Origin of the sequence: Ramlibacter sp. (assembly GCF_036383835.1) — a bacterium.
Classification (GTDB): domain Bacteria; phylum Pseudomonadota; class Gammaproteobacteria; order Burkholderiales; family Burkholderiaceae_C; genus Ramlibacter.
Genome location: NZ_DASVNN010000001.1, coordinates 1 through 18,268 on the forward strand (window position 1 = coordinate 1; position 18,268 = coordinate 18,268).

An 18,268-nucleotide genomic window follows, 5' to 3' on the forward strand; every position below is an offset into this window, starting at 1 on the left:
CTCGCCTTCGGCTCCGGGGGCAAACCTTAAAGTCGGATCCCGGCGCCGGGATCCGACTTTCAGGCGCTCGCCCCGTGATGCGGGCCCACACCGCGCACCGCCTGCCGCGACGCCGAGAGCTCTGCTTGATCGAGCAAGTCGTGATCCCTGTAGGGTGGGCAAGCTTTGCTTGCCCACCATGACGGCCCACGGGGAAACGGTGGGCAAGCGAGCTTGCCCACCCTACGGCCCTGGTCATGGCCGTGGCGGTGGCGATGGCAACGAATCAATGCGCCACCACCCTGCCCTGCTGCCAGCCCCCGTGCGGGCGGGGCCGGGGTCGCGCATGAAGGCATGGCGCCTGCGAGGACCGGGCAGGCGGACCAGCGCGGCTACGAGAGCGCGTAGCGCGTATCGAGCCGTGCGTACGTTTCTGGCTCGCGAAGCTGTTCGAGTCTGGAGTTTGCCCGCGCGCGGGCAAACTCCAGAGGAGTTCTTCGCGTGGCGGCGCCGGGATCCGACTTTCAGGTTTGCCCCCGGAGCCGAAGGCGAGGGGGACGCCGCCCCAGCGGGGCCACACCGCGCACCGCCTGACGCGACGCGCCCCGATGCTCAAAGCGGGAAGCGGTGCAACAGCACCGCCTCAATACCAATCCGGAGCGAACCCCGCTCACAGAAAGGTCACGAGCACGCCCCCGCCCCCTGTGTCACAATCCGCCCAGCTCCGGGGTGTACGCGGTTTTCGCGTGCTGAGATCCAGACCCGCGAACTTGAACCGGTTCAGACCGGCGGAAGGAGAGCTGCGAACCTGACCCCCAGGCGGGGCCAGGGGCGAACCCTTCGGAGCACCCGTATCTCGCTCGCGAAGGAGCTCCCTTGAATTCATCCGCAGCGTTCCGTTACCCGCGGGTCCTGTCCATCGCAGGATCCGACAGCGGCGGCGGGGCCGGCATCCAGGCCGACCTGAAGACCTTCGCCGCGCTCGGCTGCTTCGGCATGACCGCCATCACGGCGCTGACCGCGCAGAACACCCTCGGCGTGCGTTCCATCCACGCCGTCCCGCTGGACATCCTCACCGACCAGATCGACGCGGTCGTCGAGGACATCGGCATCGACGCCGTCAAGATCGGCATGCTGCATTCCGCCGATACCGTGCGCGCCGTGGCCGGCAGCCTGCAGCGGCACGGCCTGCGCAAGGTGGTGCTCGATCCGGTGATGATCGCCACCAGCGGCGCCGTGCTGATCGACGAACCAGCCATCGACGTGCTGGTGCGCGAGCTGTTCCCGCTGGCTGCGGTCGTCACGCCCAATCTCGACGAGGCCGCGCTGCTCGTGAAGCGGCCGCTGAACGACGAGGCCGGCATGGAAGCCGCGGCGCGCGAGCTGCTGGAGCGCGGCGCCAACGCCGTGCTGCTCAAGGGCGGCCACCTTCCCGGCGACACCGTCAGCGACCTGCTGCTCGCGCGCGGCGCGCAGCCGCTGTGGATGCGCGCCCCGCGCATCGCGAGTCCCAACACGCACGGCACCGGCTGCACGCTCTCGAGTGCCATCGCGAGCCACCTTGCGCTCGAGGCGGACCTGCCGACCGCCGTGGAACGCGCCCGCGTCTTCGTGCGTGGCGCGCTGGAAGCCGGGGCCCGCGTGCGCACCGGCGGCGGCAGCGGGCCGCTGAACCACGGCCACGCACCGCAGCCCATGCAACTGCTGCCGCTGCGATGAACCGCGAGATCGTCGACGCCGTGCTCGCCTTCCTCGCGCAGGACGGCTGCACCGACGCGGAGTTCGAAGCACTGGCGCTGCGCCTGTTCGCGGAGCAGCACGCGAACAACGCGGCCTACAAGCGCTTCTGCCAGTTGCGCGGCGCCACGCCGCGCACCGTGAAGAGCTGGCGCGACATTCCGGCCGTGCCGATCGCCGCCTTCAAGGAAGTCACCCTCAGCTGCACGCCGGCCGACAGCGCCGAGCGTGTGTTCATGACCAGCGGCACCACCCGCGGCGACGTGAAAGGCCGGCACTACCACCCGACCATCGCGGTGTGGGACGCCTCGATGACGCGCAACTTCGCCCAGCGCTTCATGCAAGGCAGCCAGCGGCTGCGCATGGGCATCCTGTTCCCCGACGAACAGGAGATGCCCAACTCCTCCCTCGCGCATTACCTCGCGATGGCGGTGCGAGACTTCGGCACGCCCGACAGCCGCTGGTACGTGAACCGCGACGGCCTGGACGCGGCAGGCCTGCGCGAGATGCTGCGCGCCGCCGAGCGCAGCGCCGAGCCCTGCGCGATCCTCGGCGCGAGCTGGAGCTTCGTGCACCTCATGGACGAACTCGCGGCGTCGGGCGAACGCTTCGCCTTGCCTTCCGGCAGCCGCATCCTGGATACCGGCGGCTACAAGAGCCAGTCGCGCGAGCTGCCGCTGGAAGAGTTCTACGTGCGGCTGGCCGCCACCTTCGGCGTGCCGCGCGAGCGCTGCATCAACATGTACGGCATGACGGAGCTGAGCTCGCAGCTGTACGACGATGGCAATGCCGTCGTGCCTTCGGTGAAGTCCGGCCCGCACTGGATCCGCTCGCGCATGGTGGACCCGCTCACCGGTCGCGACGTGTCGCGCGGCGAGCGCGGCATCCTGGTGCATTGCGACCTGGCCAATTTCAACTCCGTCACCAGCATCCTCACCGAGGACGTCGGGGTCGCCGTGGACGGCGGCTTCCTGCTGCTCGGGCGCGCCGAGGGCGCGCAGGCCAAGGGCTGCTCGCTCGCGGTGCAGGAGTTCCTGCAGGCCACGAAGCCATGAACCCGCCCTGGACCGCCGGCCACCTGCCGGGACTGCAGGACAAGGACGTGGCGTGGCACACGCTCGCGTTCGGTCCGCTGGCCGTCCGCGTTCCCGTGCTGCAGCCGGCGCAGTTGCAGGCCCTTGCGCGTCGCGTGAAGGAAGCCGGCGAGCGCGAGTTGAAGACGCTGCCGGTCTCGCGCATCGTCGAGATCGTCGATGCAGCCATCGCGCGCCTGCTCGATCCGCAAGACCCGTACCGGCGCGAAGCCGAACGTCTCCTGCCCGCGATCAGCGGCTACGACCCCGAGATGGTGAAGCTGGGGCTCAATGGCTTCCTGCAGACCTTCCGTGCGCCGCAGCTGCACCGCTTCGTCGCCGAGGACTTCCCCAATCCCAAGGTGCTGGACGAATTCCAGCCCGCGCTGAAGGGCGGCCTGGTGCGCGCCTTCGGTCCCGGCCTGCTGGTGCACAGCTGGGCGGGCAACGTGCCGGCGCTGCCGCTGTGGAGCCTCGCGTGCGGCCTGCTGGTGAAGGCCGGCACCGTCGGCAAGCTGCCCAGCGCGGAGCCGGTGTTCGCGACGCTGATGGCGCGGCTGCTGGCCGAGGTGCATCCGCCGCTGGCCGACTGCATCGCCATCGTCTGGTGGAAGGGCGGCGACGAGGACAGCGCGCGGGCCGTGTTCCGCGAAGCCGACACCGTGCTGGCCTACGGCGGCAACGAGGCGATCGCGCAGTTGCGCGCGCAGGTGCCGGTCACCACGCGCTTCCTCGGTTACGGGCACAAGCTGGGATTCGGCGTGATCGGCCGCGCGGCGCTGGATGCGCAGCGCGCGCCCGCCACCGCGCGTCTCGCCGCCCACGACATTGTGCGCTACGAGCAGCAGGGCTGCTATTCGCCGCACCAGTTCTTCGTGCAGCGCGGCGCGAAGGTGGCGCCGCGCGACTTTGCGCAGTACCTCGCGGCCGAGCTCGCCAACCTGCAGCAGCGCTTTCCGCGCCGCGCGCTGGCGCTGGAGGAAGCCGCGGCGCTCGCGGGCTGGCGGCAGTCGCGCGAGCTGCAGGCACTCGCCGGCGAAGGCGCCGAAGTGATCGGCGATCCGCACGCGGCCTGGAGCGTCGCCTACGGCGATCGGCCGCAAGCGCTCGCGCCCACCGGCGGCGGCCGCGGCATCCTGGTCTGCGCCATCGACCGGCTCGACGACGTCGTTCCGCTGGTGGCGCCGCATGCCGCGTTCCTGCAGACCGCCGGCGTCGCGGTGGAACCGCAAGAGCTGCTGCATCTTTCCGTGGCCCTGGGCCGCGCCGGCGTCACCCGCATCTGCGCGCTCGGCGCGATGACTTCGCCCGAAGCCGGCTGGCACCACGACGGCCGCTTCAACCTGCTGGACCTCGTGCGCATGGTGGAGATCGAAGCCGGCGCCGAACGCGCCTCCGACCTGCTGGCGCCCTATGCGCAGGAGCCGCGGCCATGAGCCTGCTGTCCCTGCGCGATGTCCACTTCGCCTTTCCGGGCTGGCCAGCCACGGTGACCGGCGCGAACCTGGAAGTGCAAGAGGGCGCCATCCATTGCCTCGTCGGCCGCAGCGGCTGTGGCAAGACGACCTTGCTGAAGCTCGCCGCCGGCCTGCTGCAGCCCGGTCGCGGCGAAGTGGTGTTCCGCTCGCGGGCGAAGGAACGCGGCCTGCCGGACATCGGCTTCGTCTTCCAGTCGCCCAACCTGCTGGAATGGCAGCGCGTGATCGACAACGTGCTGCTGCCGGTCACGTTGCACCGTCGCCCCACGGCCGAAGAGGCGCAACGCGCGGAGCAACTGCTCGCGCAACTCGGCCTCGCGGACCACGCCCGCAAGTACCCGCGCCAGCTCTCCGGCGGCCAGCAAAGCCGCGTCGCGCTCGCTCGCGCGCTGATCCTGCAGCCCTCGCTGCTGCTGCTCGACGAACCCTTCGCCGCGCTGGATGCGATCACCCGCGAGGAGCTGCAACGCGACTTGCTGCAGATGGCGCGGCAGCGAGGCACCACCGTGCTGTTCGTGACGCACGACATCGCCGAGGCCGTGTTCCTCGCCGATCGCGTCGACGTGGTCGAAGACGGCCGCATCGCGCAGGAGATCGCGATCGACTTGCCGGATCGCCACGCCGGCCTGCGCTATCGCCCCGACTTCGCCCAGCTCGCGGCACGCGTGCGCGCCGCACTGCACCTGGAGGCGGCTGCAGCATGAAGGCCCGCCTCGGATCGCTCCTGCTGCTCGCGGCGCTCTTGCTCGCCTGGGAGTTCGCCTGCCGCGCGCTCAAGCTGTCGGCGCTGGTGCTGCCACCGCCTTCCGCCGTCGCCCGATCGCTCTGGAACGGCCTCGCCTCCGGCTACTTCTGGCCGCACTTGCGCGCCACCGTGATCGAACTGCTGCTGGGGGTGCTCGCGGGCTGCGCCTTCGGCTTCGCCGCCGGCGTGGCGCTGGGCGAGCACGCCGGCCTGCGCCGCCTGCTGATGCCGTACGTGGTCGCCAGCCAGGTGATCCCCAAGCTGGCGCTGGCGCCGCTCTTCGTGCTGTGGTTCGGCTTCGGCATCACCTCCACCGTCGTGATCACCGCGCTGATCTGCTTCTTCCCGCTGCTGGAGAACACGCTGACCGCGCTGCAGCAGGTGCCGCCGGAGCGGCTGGAGCTGTTCCGCATGCTGGGCGCGAGCCGCGCGCAGACCTTGTGGCGGCTGAAGCTGCCCTCCGGGCTGCCCGCCATCCTTGCCGGCTTCCGCGTCGCCGTGGTGCTCGCCCTGGTGGGCGCCGTGGTCGGCGAGTTCATCGGCGCGAGCCAGGGGCTGGGCGCGCTCGTCATCGCTTCGCAGGGCACGATGGACACCTCGCTGATGTTCGCCGTGCTCGTGCTGATCGCCACGCTGGGCATGCTCGCCTACCGGGCCACGCTGTGGCTGGAGCGCCGCCTGCTGCTTCCCTTCACCCGTACGACCTGAGGAAAAGAGATGAACGACATCCGCCGCCGCACCGCGCTCGCCGCCCTGCTCGCCACGCCCTTCGCGGGCCACGCGCAAGGTTCCCGCCTCGACCGCATCACGGTCGCCGCCTGGAACAAGCCGATCACCGAGATGACGCCGTTGCTGGTCGACGAGGACAAGGGCTTCTACAAGGCGCAGGGCATCGACCTGCAGTTCCTGCCCGGCGCCGGCAGCGCCGATGCGCTGCGCAACATCCTGAGCGGCCAGGCCGACGTCGCCTTCAGCGATCCGCTCACCTTCTTCTCCGCGCTGGACAAGGGCGAGAAGCTGCGCGCGATCTACGACATCTATCCGCAGAACGTGTTCAACGTGGTCTCGCTGGTGAGCAGCGGCATCACCAGGCCCGCGCAGCTCAAGGGCAGGAAGATCGGCGTGTACAGCCTCGCGAGCGGCACGCGCCAGGGCCTGCAGGTGTTGTTGCACAGCGCCGGCCTCACCGAGGCGGACGTGACGGTGGTGGTGACCGGCCTGCTCAATTTCGCGCCGCTGATGCAAGGCCAGGTCGACGCCACCGCGGCCACCGACACCGGCCTGCTGATCGGCCGGCGTCGCGGCCTGCCCGATGTGAACGTGATGGAAGTCGGCAAGTTCCTGCCGATGTCGAGCGACCTGTTCGTGGTGCGCGAGGAGGTCTACCAGGCCAGGCGTGGCGCGCTGCAGCGTTTCCTGCGCGGCTATCGCGACGCGGCGGCCTGGATGATCGCCAAGCCGCAGGAAGCAGCGCAGCTGGCGGCCAAGCGCGCCATCGACGGCACCGATCCGGCCCTGAACCTCGAGATCATCAAGCTGCGCAACGCCGCGACCGTCTCCGAGCTCACGCGCAGGGACGGCCTCGGCACGCTCGACGTGGCCACGCTGCAGGCGGCGGCCGACACCTATCGCAAGCTGGGCCTCATCGGCAAGCCGCTGGACGTGCGCAAGGTGGTGAGCGCGGACCTGCTGCCGGGCCGCGCGGGGCAGCCGGGATGAACTTCGCCGGGCAAGTGGTGCTGGTCACCGGCGCGAGCCGCGGCATCGGCGCGGCGATCGCGCGCGCTTTTGCCGCCGAGCAGGCGACGGTGGCGGTGAACTACCTGCGCAACGCGCAAGCCGCCGCGCAGGTGGTGGAAGACTGCCAGCGCGCGGGCGGCGATGCCTTCGCGCTGCAGGGCGACGTCACGCAGCCCGACGTGGCCGCGCAGCTGGTGCAGCAGGTGGTCGACGAAGCCGGCCGCATCGACGTGCTGGTCAACAACGCCTTCCGCACCTACGCCTTCGATCCCGAGCAGCGCAGCAGCTTCGCCGACACGCGCTGGGCCGACTACCAGGCGCAGTTCGACGGCTCGGTCGGCGCCGCCTTCCATCTCTGCCAGGCCGTGCTGCCGCACTTTCGCCGCCGCGCGCAGGGCAGCATCGTCAACATGGTGTCGAACCTCGTCGAGAATCCGGTGGTGCCCTACCACGACTACACCACCGCCAAGTCCGCGCTGGTCGGCTTCAGCCGCAACCTCGCCAGCGAGCTCGGGCCCTTCGGCATCCGCGTCAACTGCGTCGCCCCGGGACTCGTGTATCCCACCGAAGGCAGCAGCGGCACCCGCGCGCAGTTCCGCGAGACGCTGATGGCGAGCACGCCGCTGCGCCGCCTCGCGCGGCCGGAGGACGTCGCCGGGCCGGTGCTGTTCCTTGCCTCGCCCTGGAGCGGCTTCATGACCGGGCAGGTGCTGTTCGTCGACGGCGGGATGGTGATGGCATGAGCGAACCCTTGCTGCTTTCCCTGATCGAAGCGCAGGCGCGTGCCGGCCTGCAGGCCGAGGCGCCGGTGGTGGCGCAGCGCCTGCGCGAGCAGGGCGTCGATGCTCTTTGCATCCAGCAGGCGCGCGGGAACCTCGACTGGCTGGAGACGCCGCACGCGCGCGGCTGGCTGGCGGGCGATCCGGTCGATGCGCAACGCCTGCGCGACGCTCTGGCGCGAGGCTTCGTGGATGCCGACGCGCTGATCCTCGCGAAGATGCGCGCGCCCTACGCATTGCCGCTGCTGTCCTGGGGCGAGGAGCCGCCGGGCGCCGCGGCCGCGGTGAACAGTGCAAGACGCCTGGACCTCTACGCCATCGTCGACACGGCGCAGCGCCTGCGGCAGGTGCTGGCCGCGGGCGCGCGCACCGTGCAACTGCGGATCAAGACACCGGCCACGCCCGATGCCGCGTGGCACGCGCTGCTGCGCGAGGAAGTGCGCCAGGCGATCGAAGACAGCACGCGCGCCGGCGCCGAACTGTTCGTCAACGACCACTGGCAGATCGCGCAGGAGCTCGGCGCTTACGGCGTGCATCTCGGGCAGGAAGACCTGCTGGGGCTGGGCGACGAGGGCCGCGAACGGCTGCGCGCGAGCGGCATGGCGCTGGGCATCAGCTCGCACAGCCTGTGGGAGCTGGCGCGGGCGCGCACGCTGTCGCCGCGCTACATCGCCTGCGGCCCGGTGTGGCCGACGACCACCAAGGACATGCCCTGGGTGCCGCAAGGCCTGGACAACCTGGCCTGGTGGTCCCGCGCCGCCGGCGTGCCGGTCACCGCCATCGGCGGCATCCTCGCGCCGCGCGAAGTGGAGGCGACGGCCAGCACCGGCACCGACGGCGTGTGCATCGTGCGCGGCCTGGGCGACGACCCCACGCAAACGCTGCCGGCCTTCGCGTCCGCGCTGCGAGCCGGTCGCGACCATCCCCTGGACCCCGTCCCGCAGTGGCCGCATCCGACGCTCCCGCGAGGCTGAGCGCGGCGCCGGCGCGGGCGCTGTTCCCGCTGGCCGCCTGCCTCGCCGTCCTCCTCTTCCTGGCGGCGCAGGTGCTGCTGGCCGGACCCCTCACGCGCGTGGACGGGCACATCACGGCCTGGCTGTCGCAGCATCGGCAGCCCTGGCTGACGCCCGTCATGCTGTTCGTGTCGGATGCGCACCAGACGGCGAAGCTGCTCGCCGCCACCGCCTTGCTGGCGATGGTCCTCGCGTGGCGCCGCCAGTGGCGCGACCTGCGCCTGCTCGCCGTGGTGCCCGCGGGCATGCTGCTCAACGTCGCGCTCAAGCACCTGTTCGCGCGTCCGCGCCCGGTGCTGGCCGAGCCGCTGGTGCAGATCACGACCTTCAGCTTCCCGAGCGGCCACGCGGTGGCCTCCACCGTGTTCTACGGCATGCTGTGCGCGCTGGTGTTCGTCCACGCGCGTTCGCGCTGGTGGCGGGGGGCCGCGGTGTGCGCTGCGATCGCGATGGTGCTGCTGGTCACGTCCAGCCGCGTGTACCTCGGCGCGCATTACCTCAGCGACGTGGTGGCCGGCGCCGCCGAAGGGCTGGCCCTGCTGTTGCTGTTCCTGCGCTGGGCGCGCCGCTGAGGCGCCGCTTCAGGCCGCGCGCACGCCGATCGCCTGGGCCGCGAACGGCGCCAGCAGGCCGACCACCTGCTGCTCCTCCGGCGTGGGCGCGCGCCGTTCGCGGAAGTAGGTGCCGAAGGTGCCCAGCACCCGCCCGCCCGCGTCCTTGATCGGCATGCTCCACGCGCCCGCGAACCCGAGCGCCATCGGCAGGTGCCGCAGTTCGGCCCAGCGGTCGTCGGCGGCAAAGTCGGGCGTCAGGACCACCTCGCCGGTCGCCGCCGCCGCGGCACAGGTGCCCACGCGCGGATCGGGCTTGATCCGGTCGATGGCATCGAGGTAGTCCGCCGGCAGGTTCGGCGATGCGCCGTTGCGCAGCAGGCCTTCGCCGTCGAGGACCAGCACGGAGGCGATGCTGCCCGGAAAGAGCGATTCCACCGTGCCGGCCAGGTGCGTGAGCACCATCCGCATCGGCTCCGCCTGCAGCAGCATGCGGCGCGCCGTGCCCAGGGCCTGTGCGAGCGCGGGGCGGTGCGGCGGAGCGATGAGGGGGAACTGTCCGAAGAGGACGGCGTCGGTGGGCATGGTGGCGTGCGAACGCGCGAGTATAGGCATGCCAACGATCCGCGGCCTCCGGGTTGTCGCCAATGGCTCCGCGGAAATGGCGAGGCTCAGCCGTCGAGCTCGGGGTAGTGGCGGAAGATGCCTTCCTCGTTGAAAGGCAGCCGCCGTTCGCTCGACAGGTAGGCGGCGAGGCGCCTGTGCCGCGGCACGCCGGCATGCAGCGCGCGCACGTGCGGCAGGCGGCGCAGCACGCGGCGCGTCGCCTTCGGCAATGCGTACAGCAGGCCGTCGACCAGCTGGAACAGCGAGAGGTCGGCGTAGCTGAGGCGCGCGCCGACCAGCCGCGGCGGATCGCGCTGCGCATTGCCGGCGTTGCGCTGCAGGATCGCCTCGAACCAGCCGAGGAACCTGGGCAGCCGCTGGCGGCGGAAGTCCTCGGAGCGGCGCAGCGCCTCCTTCTTCTGGTCCTCGTAGTAGAGCGCGCTCGCGACGGGATGGTGCAGGTCGTGCGCTTCCGCCACCATGTCGGCGATGGTCAGCTGGATCTGGTGCGTCCAGAGGCGATCGCGTTCGGCGGCGGGCACCAGCCGCAGGCGCGGGCCGAGGTACAGCAGGATGGCCGCGGTCTGCGCGACGACGGTCTTGCCGTCGACGAGGAAGGGGCAGGCGAAGGGCGGGCGCGCCACGGAGGCGTCTTCGAGGAAATGCATCATCGCCGGCAGGCCCCCGCCCGCGTGCGGATCGCCGCGGGCGACGTCGACGTAATCGGCGCCCGCGGCTTCGAGGGCGAGCCGCACGAACTCGCCGCGGCCCTGGATGCCCGGCCAATAGTGCAGTTGGTAGGCCATGCCCGCACTATGCCGGGCGCGGCCGCATCACTCCAGCTTCATCTCGCGGATCACGGGGCGGAACTGTTCCATCTGCCGGCGCAGGATCGCGTCCTGGTCCGCGGACGAGGAGCCCACCGGTTCGGCGCCGAGCTCGACGAGGCGCTTGGCGACATCGGGATGCTTCACGGCCAGGGCCACTTCGCGCTGCAGCCGCTCGATCACCGGCTTGGGCGTTCCGGCCGGCGCGAACAGGCCGTTCCAGCCTTCCAGTTCGAGGCTGGCGAAGCCGAGTTCGCGCACCGTCGGCACGTCGGGCAGCGCGGGGATGCGCTTCGACGCGGTGGTGGCGATCGCCTTCAGCGAACCGGCCTTGATCTCGGCCAGCGACGACGACAGCTGGTCGCCGCCGACCTGGATGCGGCCCGCGAGCATCTCCTGCTTCAGCGGCGCGGCGCCCTTGAAACCGACGTGCTCCATGTTCACCTTGGCGTCGCGCTTGAACGCCTCGCCCAGCACGTGCACCGCGGAGCCGGGGCCGGTCGAGCCGTAGTTGTATTGCAGCTTCGCGTCGGTCTTCAGCAGCGCCGCCAGTTCCTTCAGGTCCTAGGCCGGCACGCCTGGCGCGGCGGTCAGCACGAAGGGCACGTAGACGGCGATCGAGATGCCGGCGAAGTCCTTCTCCGCGTCGAAGGGCGAGCGCCTGGCGAGCGTCTGCGCCACCGACGACAGCGGGAAGGTGATGTTGTGCATCAGGATGGTGTAGCCGTCGGCCGGCGCCTTGGCCACCGCGTCGGCGCCGGTCGCGCCGCCGGCACCGGCCTTGTTCTCCACCAGCACGGGCTGCCCCATGCTGTCGGACATGCGCTGCGCCACGAGGCGCGCCACGATGTCGGTGGTGCCACCGGCGGGGAAGGGCACGATCATCCTGATCGGCTTGGAGGGAAAGGCCTGCGCCAGCGCGGCCGGCGAGGCGAGCGCGGCAGCCGCCGCGAACGTGGCCGCGGCAGCGGCCTTCCACCCTGATGCGAACGACTGCATTTCTTGTATCTCCGGAAGTTGGTTCTGCAGCCGACGGGGCTGCGCAGCCATGCTAGGGGCCGTTGGCATGCCACCGATGGGGGGATTCCCTGAAGGCCGGGTGCCACGGCTGCGCACGACGCGCGCCGCTAGAATCCCGAACACTGGAAGCGTGGCAGAGCGGTTGAATGCACCGGTCTTGAAAACCGGCGACGTTTCACGACGTCCGTGAGTTCGAATCTCACCGCTTCCGCCAGCGCCCTCAGGCCAGCGGCGCCAGTTCGCTGGGCACGTGGCCCGTGGCGAGCAGGTCGCCCAGCTGGCGCATCCCCATGTCGGCCTGAGTGCGCACGAGGACCAGCCGCAATACGATTCCTCGCAGTTCCCGCGCCTGCTTCCACAAGGTGAGCAACCCGGTCCCGGGCAGCGATGCGAGCACTTCGCGCGGGCGGGCGCACAGGCCGTTGGCCTCGCGTTCCACGGCGAGGAGGCGTTCGATGAGGTCGAACACCGGATCGTTCTCGGGAATGGACGCGGCCTGCTCCGTGGCCTGCCGCACGTCGGCGCTGATGGTGTCGGCCACCTGCAGGATCCACCAGGCATCGCGCTGGACTTCGCGCATCCGCCTGCGTGACACGCGCGCCATGGCGACCCACAGCAGCGCCAGCATCGCCGCCAGTCCCGCCGCGGCCGCGGCCGCGATTCGAGTCGAGCTCATGGCGGCGTCAGGGTCGGCTGATGTCGCCGAAGCTGGAGTCGAGCGGGCGCGGTCGCCGGTCGTGGCTGCGCCCGCCGGTCAGGCTCACCAGGGTCTGGCGCAATTCGGCACAGGGTTCCCGCTCCTGCAGGCTCGCCGAAGCGCATACGAGCACCGCGCGCAACAGGCTCACGTCCTGCAGCCACTGCCCTTCGAGCGCCTTGCGGATCTTCTTCTCGAACAGCGGCAGGCCGATCAGCACGCGCAGCGCCGTGATGCGGTCCCAGTGCGCGAGGCACACCACGACGTCGAACACGATCTTCCCCATCTGGCTGCCCACCTGCCGCACCTCGATGGCGACATGGCTTGCCGGCACGCCCCAGCGCGCGAGGTGCTGGGCGACGAGGCGCTGGTATTCGGCTTCCAGGCTGCCCGAGCCGTGCCCGAGATCCTGGTAGTCGGTGTTCTCCGCGCTCCGCCGCAGGCCGAAGCGCCAAGGCATCAGGTTCTTGAGGACGAGGCTCGGCACGATCTGACCCCCGGTTGTGGAACGTGCGGCCATCCTAGTCTGGCGCGTTACCAACCGTAACCGGCGGTGCGGCACAAAGTGCTCACCTCCCACGCCACACGCCGGGCGGTCGCGCCGGCAGAACGAACGGCGCGCGCCAAGTCGGAACTCTCCTACGCCTGCATCGGCGGCGTTCAGACGCCGTGCACCGCATTTTTCCTGCATCGTGTCGGAGCCCGTAGTGGGCCCTGTGCCGTTCCCGGAGGTTTTGTCATGGCAGTGCGTGTGTTCGTCGTCGAAGACCAGAAGCCGATGCAGGGACTGATCTGCGACCTGCTGGACTCCGTGGGTGGCTTCGAGGTGGTCGGCACCGCGAGCAACGAGACCGGCGCCACCGACTGGCTGCTGCGCCACAAGGGCGGCTGGGACCTCGCCATCGTGGACCTGCTGCTCGGCGAAGGCTCCGGCTTCACGCTGATCTCCCGCTGCAACAAGGACCCGTCCGGCGCCGTGCTGGTGTTCAGCGACTTCGTCACGCCCGTGGTGCGCCAGCGCTGCATCCGCCTGGGCGCCGACGGCGTGATCTCCAAGGCGCAGTTCGGCGAACTGCGCGCCTACCTGCAGGCCTTCCCCGGCCGCGTGCAGGAATCGGCGCTGGCCTGAGGTGCGCGCCCCCATGCCGGTGCTGGCCCGCAACAACGTGCACGTGGTCGGCGACGGGCCGCCGATGGTGTTCGTGCACGGCTTCGGCTGCGACCAGAACATGTGGCGGCTGCTGGCGCCGCACTTCTCCGAGCACTACCGCTGCATCCTGCTGGACCTCGTGGGCAGCGGGCAGTCCGACCTCGCGGCCTACGACCCGGTCAAGTACGCCACCCTGCACGGCTACGCAGCCGACCTGTGCGAGGTGCTGGCCGAGGTGACGACCGCGCCAGCGGTCTGCGTGGGCCATTCGGTCAGCGCCATGATCGGCATGCTGGCCAACCTGCAGAACCCCGACCAGTTCCTGGCGCAGGTGATGGTGGGTCCCTCGCCCTGCTACGTCAACGACGGCGACTACGTCGGCGGTTTCACGCGCGCCGACATCGACTCGCTGCTGGAAACGCTGGAAAGCAATTTCCTGGGCTGGTCCAGCAACATGGCCCCCGTGATCATGGGCGCGCCGGAGCAGCCCGAGCTCGCAGTGGAGCTCACCAACAGCTTCTGCCGCACCGACCCGGAGATCGCCAAGCAGTTCGCCCGCGCGACCTTCCTCTCGGACCATCGCGCGGAGCTGCCGCGGCTGCAGGCGCCGACGCTGGTCCTGCAATGCAGCGACGACCTGATCGCGCCGCGCTGCGTCGGCGAGTACCTGCAGCGCACCATCCCGAACTGCACCCTGCACGTGATCGAGAACGTCGGCCATTGCCCGCACCTGAGCGCGCCGAGCGCCAGCACCGAGGCGATCGAGCAGTTCCTGCGCGGACTCTAGCCATGGAGGCCAGCCCGCTCCCGGGGGCGCAGCAGCTGTACGAAGCGGCGCCCTGCGGCCTCCTGCTGGCGGACAGCCACGGGACCATCCTGCACGCCAATGCGACGCTGTGCGGATGGCTGCACTACAAGGCGCCCGAGCTGGTGGGCCACAAGCGCTTCCACGACCTGCTGGGGATGGGCGGGCGCATCTTCTACCAGACGCACCTGCAGCCGCTGCTGCGCATGCAGGGCTCGGTGGCGGAGGTGAAGCTGGGCATCCGGCGCCAGGACGGCGTGGAGATCCCGATGATGGTGAACATCGCCGAGCGCGGCTGGAACGGCCAGAACGTGCTGCACGTCGCGCTGTTCGTCGCGGAGGACCGGCACAAGTACGAGAAGGAGCTGGTGGCGCAACGCCAGCGTGCCGAGGACCTCGCGCGGCAGCATGCGCGCGACGAGGAGGAGCTCAAGGCCGCGCGCGCCGAAGCGGAAGACCGCGCCCAGTTCGCCGAGCAGCTGGTGGGCATGGTGAGCCACGACATCCGCAATCCGCTCGCCGTGATCCAGATGAGTGCCGCGCTGCTGGAGCGCGGCATCCAGCCCGAGCAGCAGAAGGCGGCGATCGGCCGCATCGGCCGCGCCGTGCAGCGCGTCCAGCACCTGATCGGCGACCTGCTCGATTTCACCCAGGCCAGGCTGGGCGGCGGGCTTTCCATGAAGAAGACGGAAGTCGACCTGCACCTGGCGCTGGCCGACGGAGTGGCGGAGTGGCAGGTCGCGTTCCCGCAGGCGGGCTTGCGCCACGAGCGCAGGGGCGAAGGAACCTGCCGCGCCGATGCGGACCGCATCGTGCAGGCGGTGGGCAACCTGGTGGCCAACGCGGCGGCCCACGGGACACGGGAGGCGCCGATCACCGTGCGCACCGAAAGCGATCCGCATGGCTTTCGCATCAGCGTCCACAACCGCGGCGTGCCGATCCGGCCGGAGCAGCTGCCGCGGCTGTTCGAGCCGATGGTGCGCGGGCAGGATGCCGGCAGCAAGGGCGTCGGGCTGGGGCTCTACATCGTGCGCGAGATCGTCCGCGCGCACGGCGGCAGCGTGGAGGCGAGCTCCACTGCCGAGGCAGGCACCACCTTCGTGCTGCGATTGCCCGCTGCGTGAAATTCACGCGTCTCGCCGCGGGCGTTCGCTTGTCCCGCGCCCTGAACGGGCGGCGTCCTACAGATGACGAGCGGGTCGCCGGAGAACATCGGCAACTACCGACCCAAATCCTCACCATGAACACGGAGCATGAACAGGCTGCGCCCGAGGAAGGCAACACCCAGCCGGCGGTGCAGCAACAGCAGCAGCAGCAGCCGGAGACCTCGGAGGGACACGGCGGCCAGGGCTCGGACAGCGCCATGAAGCAGATGCGCGTCTGGGAGCAGCGCCGCGCCAGCAATTCCGGCGGCAAGCGCCGCTCCGGGCCGAACTGAATTCCGCGCTCTCGAACGAAGCGGCCCATGGGCCGCTTTTTTTTTCGTCGCCCCCGCGCAGGCGGGGATCCAGCGTTTCAGGCCGCGGGCCGGTTCCACCCCGCGTAGGGACGCTGCGGCTCCTCGTCGTGCGAGCGGCTGTCGCGCGTTTCCTGCGCGGCCGGCTTCGACTGCAGCGACTTGGTGAGGTAGGGCAGCACGCTCTGCGCGCCCGAGCCCCAGCGCTGCCCGGGCGGCGGCAGCGTCGGATCCTGTTCGTCGGCGTTAGGGCTCGGCATGGGGCGTCCCGGCGGGCCAGAGTTCGACCGCGGCGCGGCGGATGAAGGAGGGATCGTCGTCCTGTCTCCGGTCCGCCGGATGCGAGAACAGCATGTCGCAATCGAACATCTCTTCCGAGCCTCCCAGCAGGTGCTCCTTCCAGCCGCCCTGGCGCAGGTGCTCGCAGAAGAAGGTCACCTGCCGGTAACCTTCCAGCACGCCCTTCGCGCACAGCACGCCGTCGCACAGGAGCCCGATCTGCAGGTTCATGCGGTGCGTGGTGGGCAGCAGTTTCGCCATCGCGAAAGCGTTCGCGACGATTTCGAAACCGGCCGGTGGTTCGTGCAACAGTTCCATCGCAGGCGAAACTACGTCCCTTCGTCCTGCAGCTGTGTAGGACGGAGCGCCGTCCCGGGTTACATCTGCTGACTACCTGGGCGAACGGCTGGGCTTCGGGTCAGCCCGGCTGGAGCATGCCCTTGCGCTCGATGAAGCGCACCACCTCCTGCAGGCCCTCGCGGGCCTTCAGGTTGGTCATCACGTAAGGCTTGTCGCGGCGCATGCGCTTCGTGTCGGCTTCCATCACACCGAGGTCCGCCCCCACGTACGGCGCCAGGTCGGTCTTGTTGATCACGAACAGGTCGCTCTTGGTGATGCCGGGCCCTCCCTTGCGCGGGATCTTCTCGCCGGCGGCCACGTCGATCACGTAGATCGTCAGGTCCGACAGTTCCGGGCTGAAGGTGGCGGCCAGGTTGTCGCCGCCCGACTCCACGAACACGACGTCGGCCTCGGGGAACTCGGCCAGCATGCGGTCGATCGCTTCCAGGTTGATCGAGGCGTCCTCGCGGATCGCGGTGTGCGGGCAGCCGCCGGTCTCCACGCCCATGATGCGTTCGGCGGGCAGCGCACCGCTCACGGTGAGCAGGCGCTGGTCTTCCTTGGTGTAGATGTCGTTGGTGATGGCGACCAGGTCGTAGCGGTCGCGCATGGCCTTGCACAGCATCTCGAGCAGGGTGGTCTTGCCGGAGCCGACGGGCCCGCCGATGCCCACGCGCAGCGGCGGAAGTTTCTTGGTGCGGCCGGGGATGTGGTGGACGGGATTCATGATCGGAACAGGCGGGAGTACTGGGTTTCGTGCTGCGCCGAGAGGATGGCGAGCATGGGGGTGAAGGATTGGCGGTGCTCGTCGTCCAGGGTGGCGGCATGGTCGACGGCGGGCGGGATCTCGTGGGCGAGCCGCGCCAGGATGCGCTGGCCGGCCGACTGGCCGAGCGGCACCGACTTGATCGCGGCCTGCATCATGTTCTCGGCCCACGAGAAGGCGTAGGCGAGGGCGATGTGGCGCGGGGAGGCGCCGGATTGCCTCGCGGCGAGGGCGAAGGCCACGGGATACGTGCGCGTAGGCTGGGGTGCAACCCCAGCTTCCGCGCGCGTTGCCGGGGTTGCACCCCAGCCTACGGACCTTCCCCAGTCCAGCAGCGATTTGCCCATCTGCTCCGTCTGCTGCCGCAACTCGCTCGTCTCCCGTGTCTGCCGCACCCACGCATCCAGCGCTTCGGCCCGGCCGGGATCCTTCGCGACTTCCGCGACCACCGCGAGATCCGCGCGCGCCAGGCTTGCGTGCAGTTGCGCGACCAGCCAGTCGCCGGCCGTCGCTTCGTCGCGCACGAGCCCGGCTTCCACCGCCGCCTCCAGCCCTTCCGAATACGAGAAGCCTCCCACCGGCAGCGCCGGCGAGGCGAGCCACATCAGCCGCAGCAGTGCCGCTTCAGTGAGGGGGGTGTCCGTGTCCGCCATGGTCGTGGCCGTGATGCCCGTGCGCCGCCTGTGCGCCGTAGGCGCCGCCCTCCGGCTCGAAGGCCGCGTTCTCTTCCTTCACGATCAGGTGCATGGCGCGCAGCATGTCCGCCAGCACGTGGTCCGGCTCGATCTTCAGGTGGTCCGGCTTGAGCTCGATCGGCACGTGCCGGTTGCCGAGGTGGTAGGCGGCGCGCAGCAGGTCGAAGGGGCTGCCGTGTTCTGCGCAATGCGTGATCGTGAGCACAGGCTGCGGCGCGGCGATCACGCGCACCATGGAGCCGTCTTCCGCCACCAGCACGTCGCCACCGCGCACCACTGTGCCGCGCGGCAGGAACACGCCCAGCGAACGGCCCTGCGAGTCGGTCGCGTCGAAGCGGCTTTTCTGGCGCACGTCCCAATCGAGTTCGACGGTCGCCGCGCGTTTGAGCAGCACGGGGGCGAGGCCGTGGCCCTGGGAGAGGAGTTTGGTGACTTGAATCATGTGTCGATGACAGCGCGTGTCGCCCTGTAGGCTGGGGTGGAACCCCAGCACCGCGGGCGCGCTGGGGTTCCACCCCAGCCTACAGTACGCG

Annotated in this window: 21 protein-coding genes, 1 tRNA gene and 2 pseudogenes; 14 read left to right on the plus strand and 10 right to left on the minus strand. The window is 70.3% G+C overall.

Annotated features, from left to right (window positions below; all coding sequences use genetic code 11):
• Positions 1-855: 855 nt before the first annotated feature.
• The 9 genes from thiD to VF522_RS00045 are packed head-to-tail and all read left to right on the plus strand — an operon-like array spanning position 856 to position 9,116.
• Positions 856-1,698, plus strand: coding sequence for a bifunctional hydroxymethylpyrimidine kinase/phosphomethylpyrimidine kinase (gene thiD, locus VF522_RS00005; protein WP_330906138.1), 843 nt, complete (start codon positions 856-858; stop codon positions 1,696-1,698).
• A complete protein-coding gene (locus VF522_RS00010; protein WP_330906139.1) occupies positions 1,695-2,771 on the plus strand; it encodes a long-chain fatty acid--CoA ligase in 1,077 nt (358 codons plus the stop codon). The genes thiD and VF522_RS00010 overlap by 4 nt, the downstream gene beginning before the upstream one ends.
• The gene (locus tag VF522_RS00015; protein WP_330906140.1) at positions 2,768-4,225 is read left to right on the plus strand and encodes an acyl-CoA reductase; all 1,458 of its coding nucleotides are present in this window, start codon (positions 2,768-2,770) and stop codon (positions 4,223-4,225) included. Before VF522_RS00010 ends, VF522_RS00015 begins: the two co-directional genes overlap by 4 nt.
• Positions 4,222-4,971, plus strand: a complete 750-nt coding sequence (locus VF522_RS00020; RefSeq protein ID WP_330906141.1) for an ABC transporter ATP-binding protein — start codon at positions 4,222-4,224, stop codon at positions 4,969-4,971. The genes VF522_RS00015 and VF522_RS00020 overlap by 4 nt, the downstream gene beginning before the upstream one ends.
• Complete coding sequence (locus VF522_RS00025) at positions 4,968-5,720, plus strand: ABC transporter permease (protein WP_330906142.1); 753 nt, start codon at positions 4,968-4,970, stop codon at positions 5,718-5,720. Before VF522_RS00020 ends, VF522_RS00025 begins: the two co-directional genes overlap by 4 nt.
• A 9-nt stretch (positions 5,721-5,729) precedes the next feature.
• Entirely contained in the window at positions 5,730-6,731 is a 1,002-nt protein-coding gene (locus VF522_RS00030) for an ABC transporter substrate-binding protein (RefSeq protein ID WP_330906143.1), read from the plus strand.
• Positions 6,728-7,495: an SDR family oxidoreductase gene (locus VF522_RS00035; RefSeq protein ID WP_330906144.1), complete on the plus strand. Its 768-nt coding sequence runs from the start codon at positions 6,728-6,730 to the stop codon at positions 7,493-7,495. Before VF522_RS00030 ends, VF522_RS00035 begins: the two co-directional genes overlap by 4 nt.
• Positions 7,492-8,505, plus strand: coding sequence for a thiamine phosphate synthase (locus tag VF522_RS00040; protein ID WP_330906145.1), 1,014 nt, complete (start codon positions 7,492-7,494; stop codon positions 8,503-8,505). The genes VF522_RS00035 and VF522_RS00040 overlap by 4 nt, the downstream gene beginning before the upstream one ends.
• Positions 8,475-9,116, plus strand: coding sequence for a phosphatase PAP2 family protein (locus tag VF522_RS00045; RefSeq protein WP_330906146.1), 642 nt, complete (start codon positions 8,475-8,477; stop codon positions 9,114-9,116). The genes VF522_RS00040 and VF522_RS00045 overlap by 31 nt, the downstream gene beginning before the upstream one ends.
• A gap of 9 nt (positions 9,117-9,125) precedes the next feature.
• Here the strand turns inward: VF522_RS00045 and VF522_RS00050 are convergent, their stop codons facing one another.
• From VF522_RS00050 to VF522_RS00060, 3 genes and pseudogenes are all read right to left on the minus strand, one after another.
• A complete protein-coding gene (locus VF522_RS00050; protein ID WP_330906147.1) occupies positions 9,126-9,710 on the minus strand; it encodes a GAF domain-containing protein in 585 nt (194 codons plus the stop codon).
• A gap of 56 nt (positions 9,711-9,766) precedes the next feature.
• The gene (locus VF522_RS00055) at positions 9,767-10,507 is read right to left on the minus strand and encodes a glutathione S-transferase (RefSeq protein ID WP_330906148.1); all 741 of its coding nucleotides are present in this window, start codon (positions 10,505-10,507) and stop codon (positions 9,767-9,769) included.
• 27 nt (positions 10,508-10,534) lie between these two features.
• Positions 10,535-11,596 (minus strand): annotated as a pseudogene (locus tag VF522_RS00060) (Bug family tripartite tricarboxylate transporter substrate binding protein).
• Between the two features lie 76 nt (positions 11,597-11,672).
• Between VF522_RS00060 and VF522_RS00065 the strand changes: the two are divergent.
• Positions 11,673-11,762, plus strand: a tRNA-Ser gene (locus VF522_RS00065).
• 6 nt (positions 11,763-11,768) lie between these two features.
• Here VF522_RS00065 and VF522_RS00070 read toward each other — a convergent pair.
• Positions 11,769-12,224, minus strand: coding sequence for a hypothetical protein (locus tag VF522_RS00070; protein ID WP_330906149.1), 456 nt, complete (start codon positions 12,222-12,224; stop codon positions 11,769-11,771).
• A 7-nt stretch (positions 12,225-12,231) separates the two neighbouring features.
• Positions 12,232-12,732: a hypothetical protein gene (locus VF522_RS00075; RefSeq protein ID WP_330906150.1), complete on the minus strand. Its 501-nt coding sequence runs from the start codon at positions 12,730-12,732 to the stop codon at positions 12,232-12,234.
• Positions 12,733-12,984: 252 nt separating this feature from the next.
• On the opposite strand from VF522_RS00075, the gene VF522_RS00080 reads away from it, so the two are divergent.
• From VF522_RS00080 to VF522_RS00095, 4 genes are all read left to right on the plus strand, one after another.
• Positions 12,985-13,374, plus strand: a complete 390-nt coding sequence (locus VF522_RS00080; RefSeq protein WP_330906151.1) for a response regulator transcription factor — start codon at positions 12,985-12,987, stop codon at positions 13,372-13,374.
• Positions 13,375-13,387: 13 nt separating this feature from the next.
• Positions 13,388-14,182, plus strand: a complete 795-nt coding sequence (locus VF522_RS00085; RefSeq protein WP_330906152.1) for an alpha/beta hydrolase — start codon at positions 13,388-13,390, stop codon at positions 14,180-14,182.
• A 2-nt stretch (positions 14,183-14,184) separates the two neighbouring features.
• On the plus strand, positions 14,185-15,324 hold the full coding sequence (locus VF522_RS00090; protein ID WP_330906153.1) for a PAS domain-containing sensor histidine kinase: 1,140 nt from the start codon (positions 14,185-14,187) through the stop codon (positions 15,322-15,324).
• Positions 15,325-15,440: 116 nt separating this feature from the next.
• A complete protein-coding gene (locus tag VF522_RS00095; protein WP_330906154.1) occupies positions 15,441-15,638 on the plus strand; it encodes a hypothetical protein in 198 nt (65 codons plus the stop codon).
• 77 nt (positions 15,639-15,715) lie between these two features.
• Here the strand turns inward: VF522_RS00095 and VF522_RS00100 are convergent, their stop codons facing one another.
• The 5 genes and pseudogenes from VF522_RS00100 to ureE form a co-directional block, all read right to left on the minus strand.
• Positions 15,716-15,916, minus strand: a complete 201-nt coding sequence (locus VF522_RS00100; protein WP_330906155.1) for a hypothetical protein — start codon at positions 15,914-15,916, stop codon at positions 15,716-15,718.
• A complete protein-coding gene (locus VF522_RS00105) occupies positions 15,903-16,253 on the minus strand; it encodes a hypothetical protein (RefSeq protein ID WP_330906156.1) in 351 nt (116 codons plus the stop codon). The genes VF522_RS00100 and VF522_RS00105 overlap by 14 nt, the downstream gene beginning before the upstream one ends.
• A gap of 100 nt (positions 16,254-16,353) precedes the next feature.
• On the minus strand, positions 16,354-17,001 hold the full coding sequence (gene ureG / locus VF522_RS00110) for an urease accessory protein UreG (RefSeq protein WP_414709400.1): 648 nt from the start codon (positions 16,999-17,001) through the stop codon (positions 16,354-16,356).
• The gene (locus tag VF522_RS00115; protein WP_330906157.1) at positions 16,998-17,693 is read right to left on the minus strand and encodes an urease accessory protein UreF; all 696 of its coding nucleotides are present in this window, start codon (positions 17,691-17,693) and stop codon (positions 16,998-17,000) included. Before VF522_RS00115 ends, ureG begins: the two co-directional genes overlap by 4 nt.
• Positions 17,677-18,177 (minus strand): annotated as a pseudogene (gene ureE / locus VF522_RS00120) (urease accessory protein UreE); the annotation flags it as partial. The gene VF522_RS00115 and the pseudogene ureE, both read right to left, overlap by 17 nt.
• Positions 18,178-18,268 lie beyond the last annotated feature (91 nt).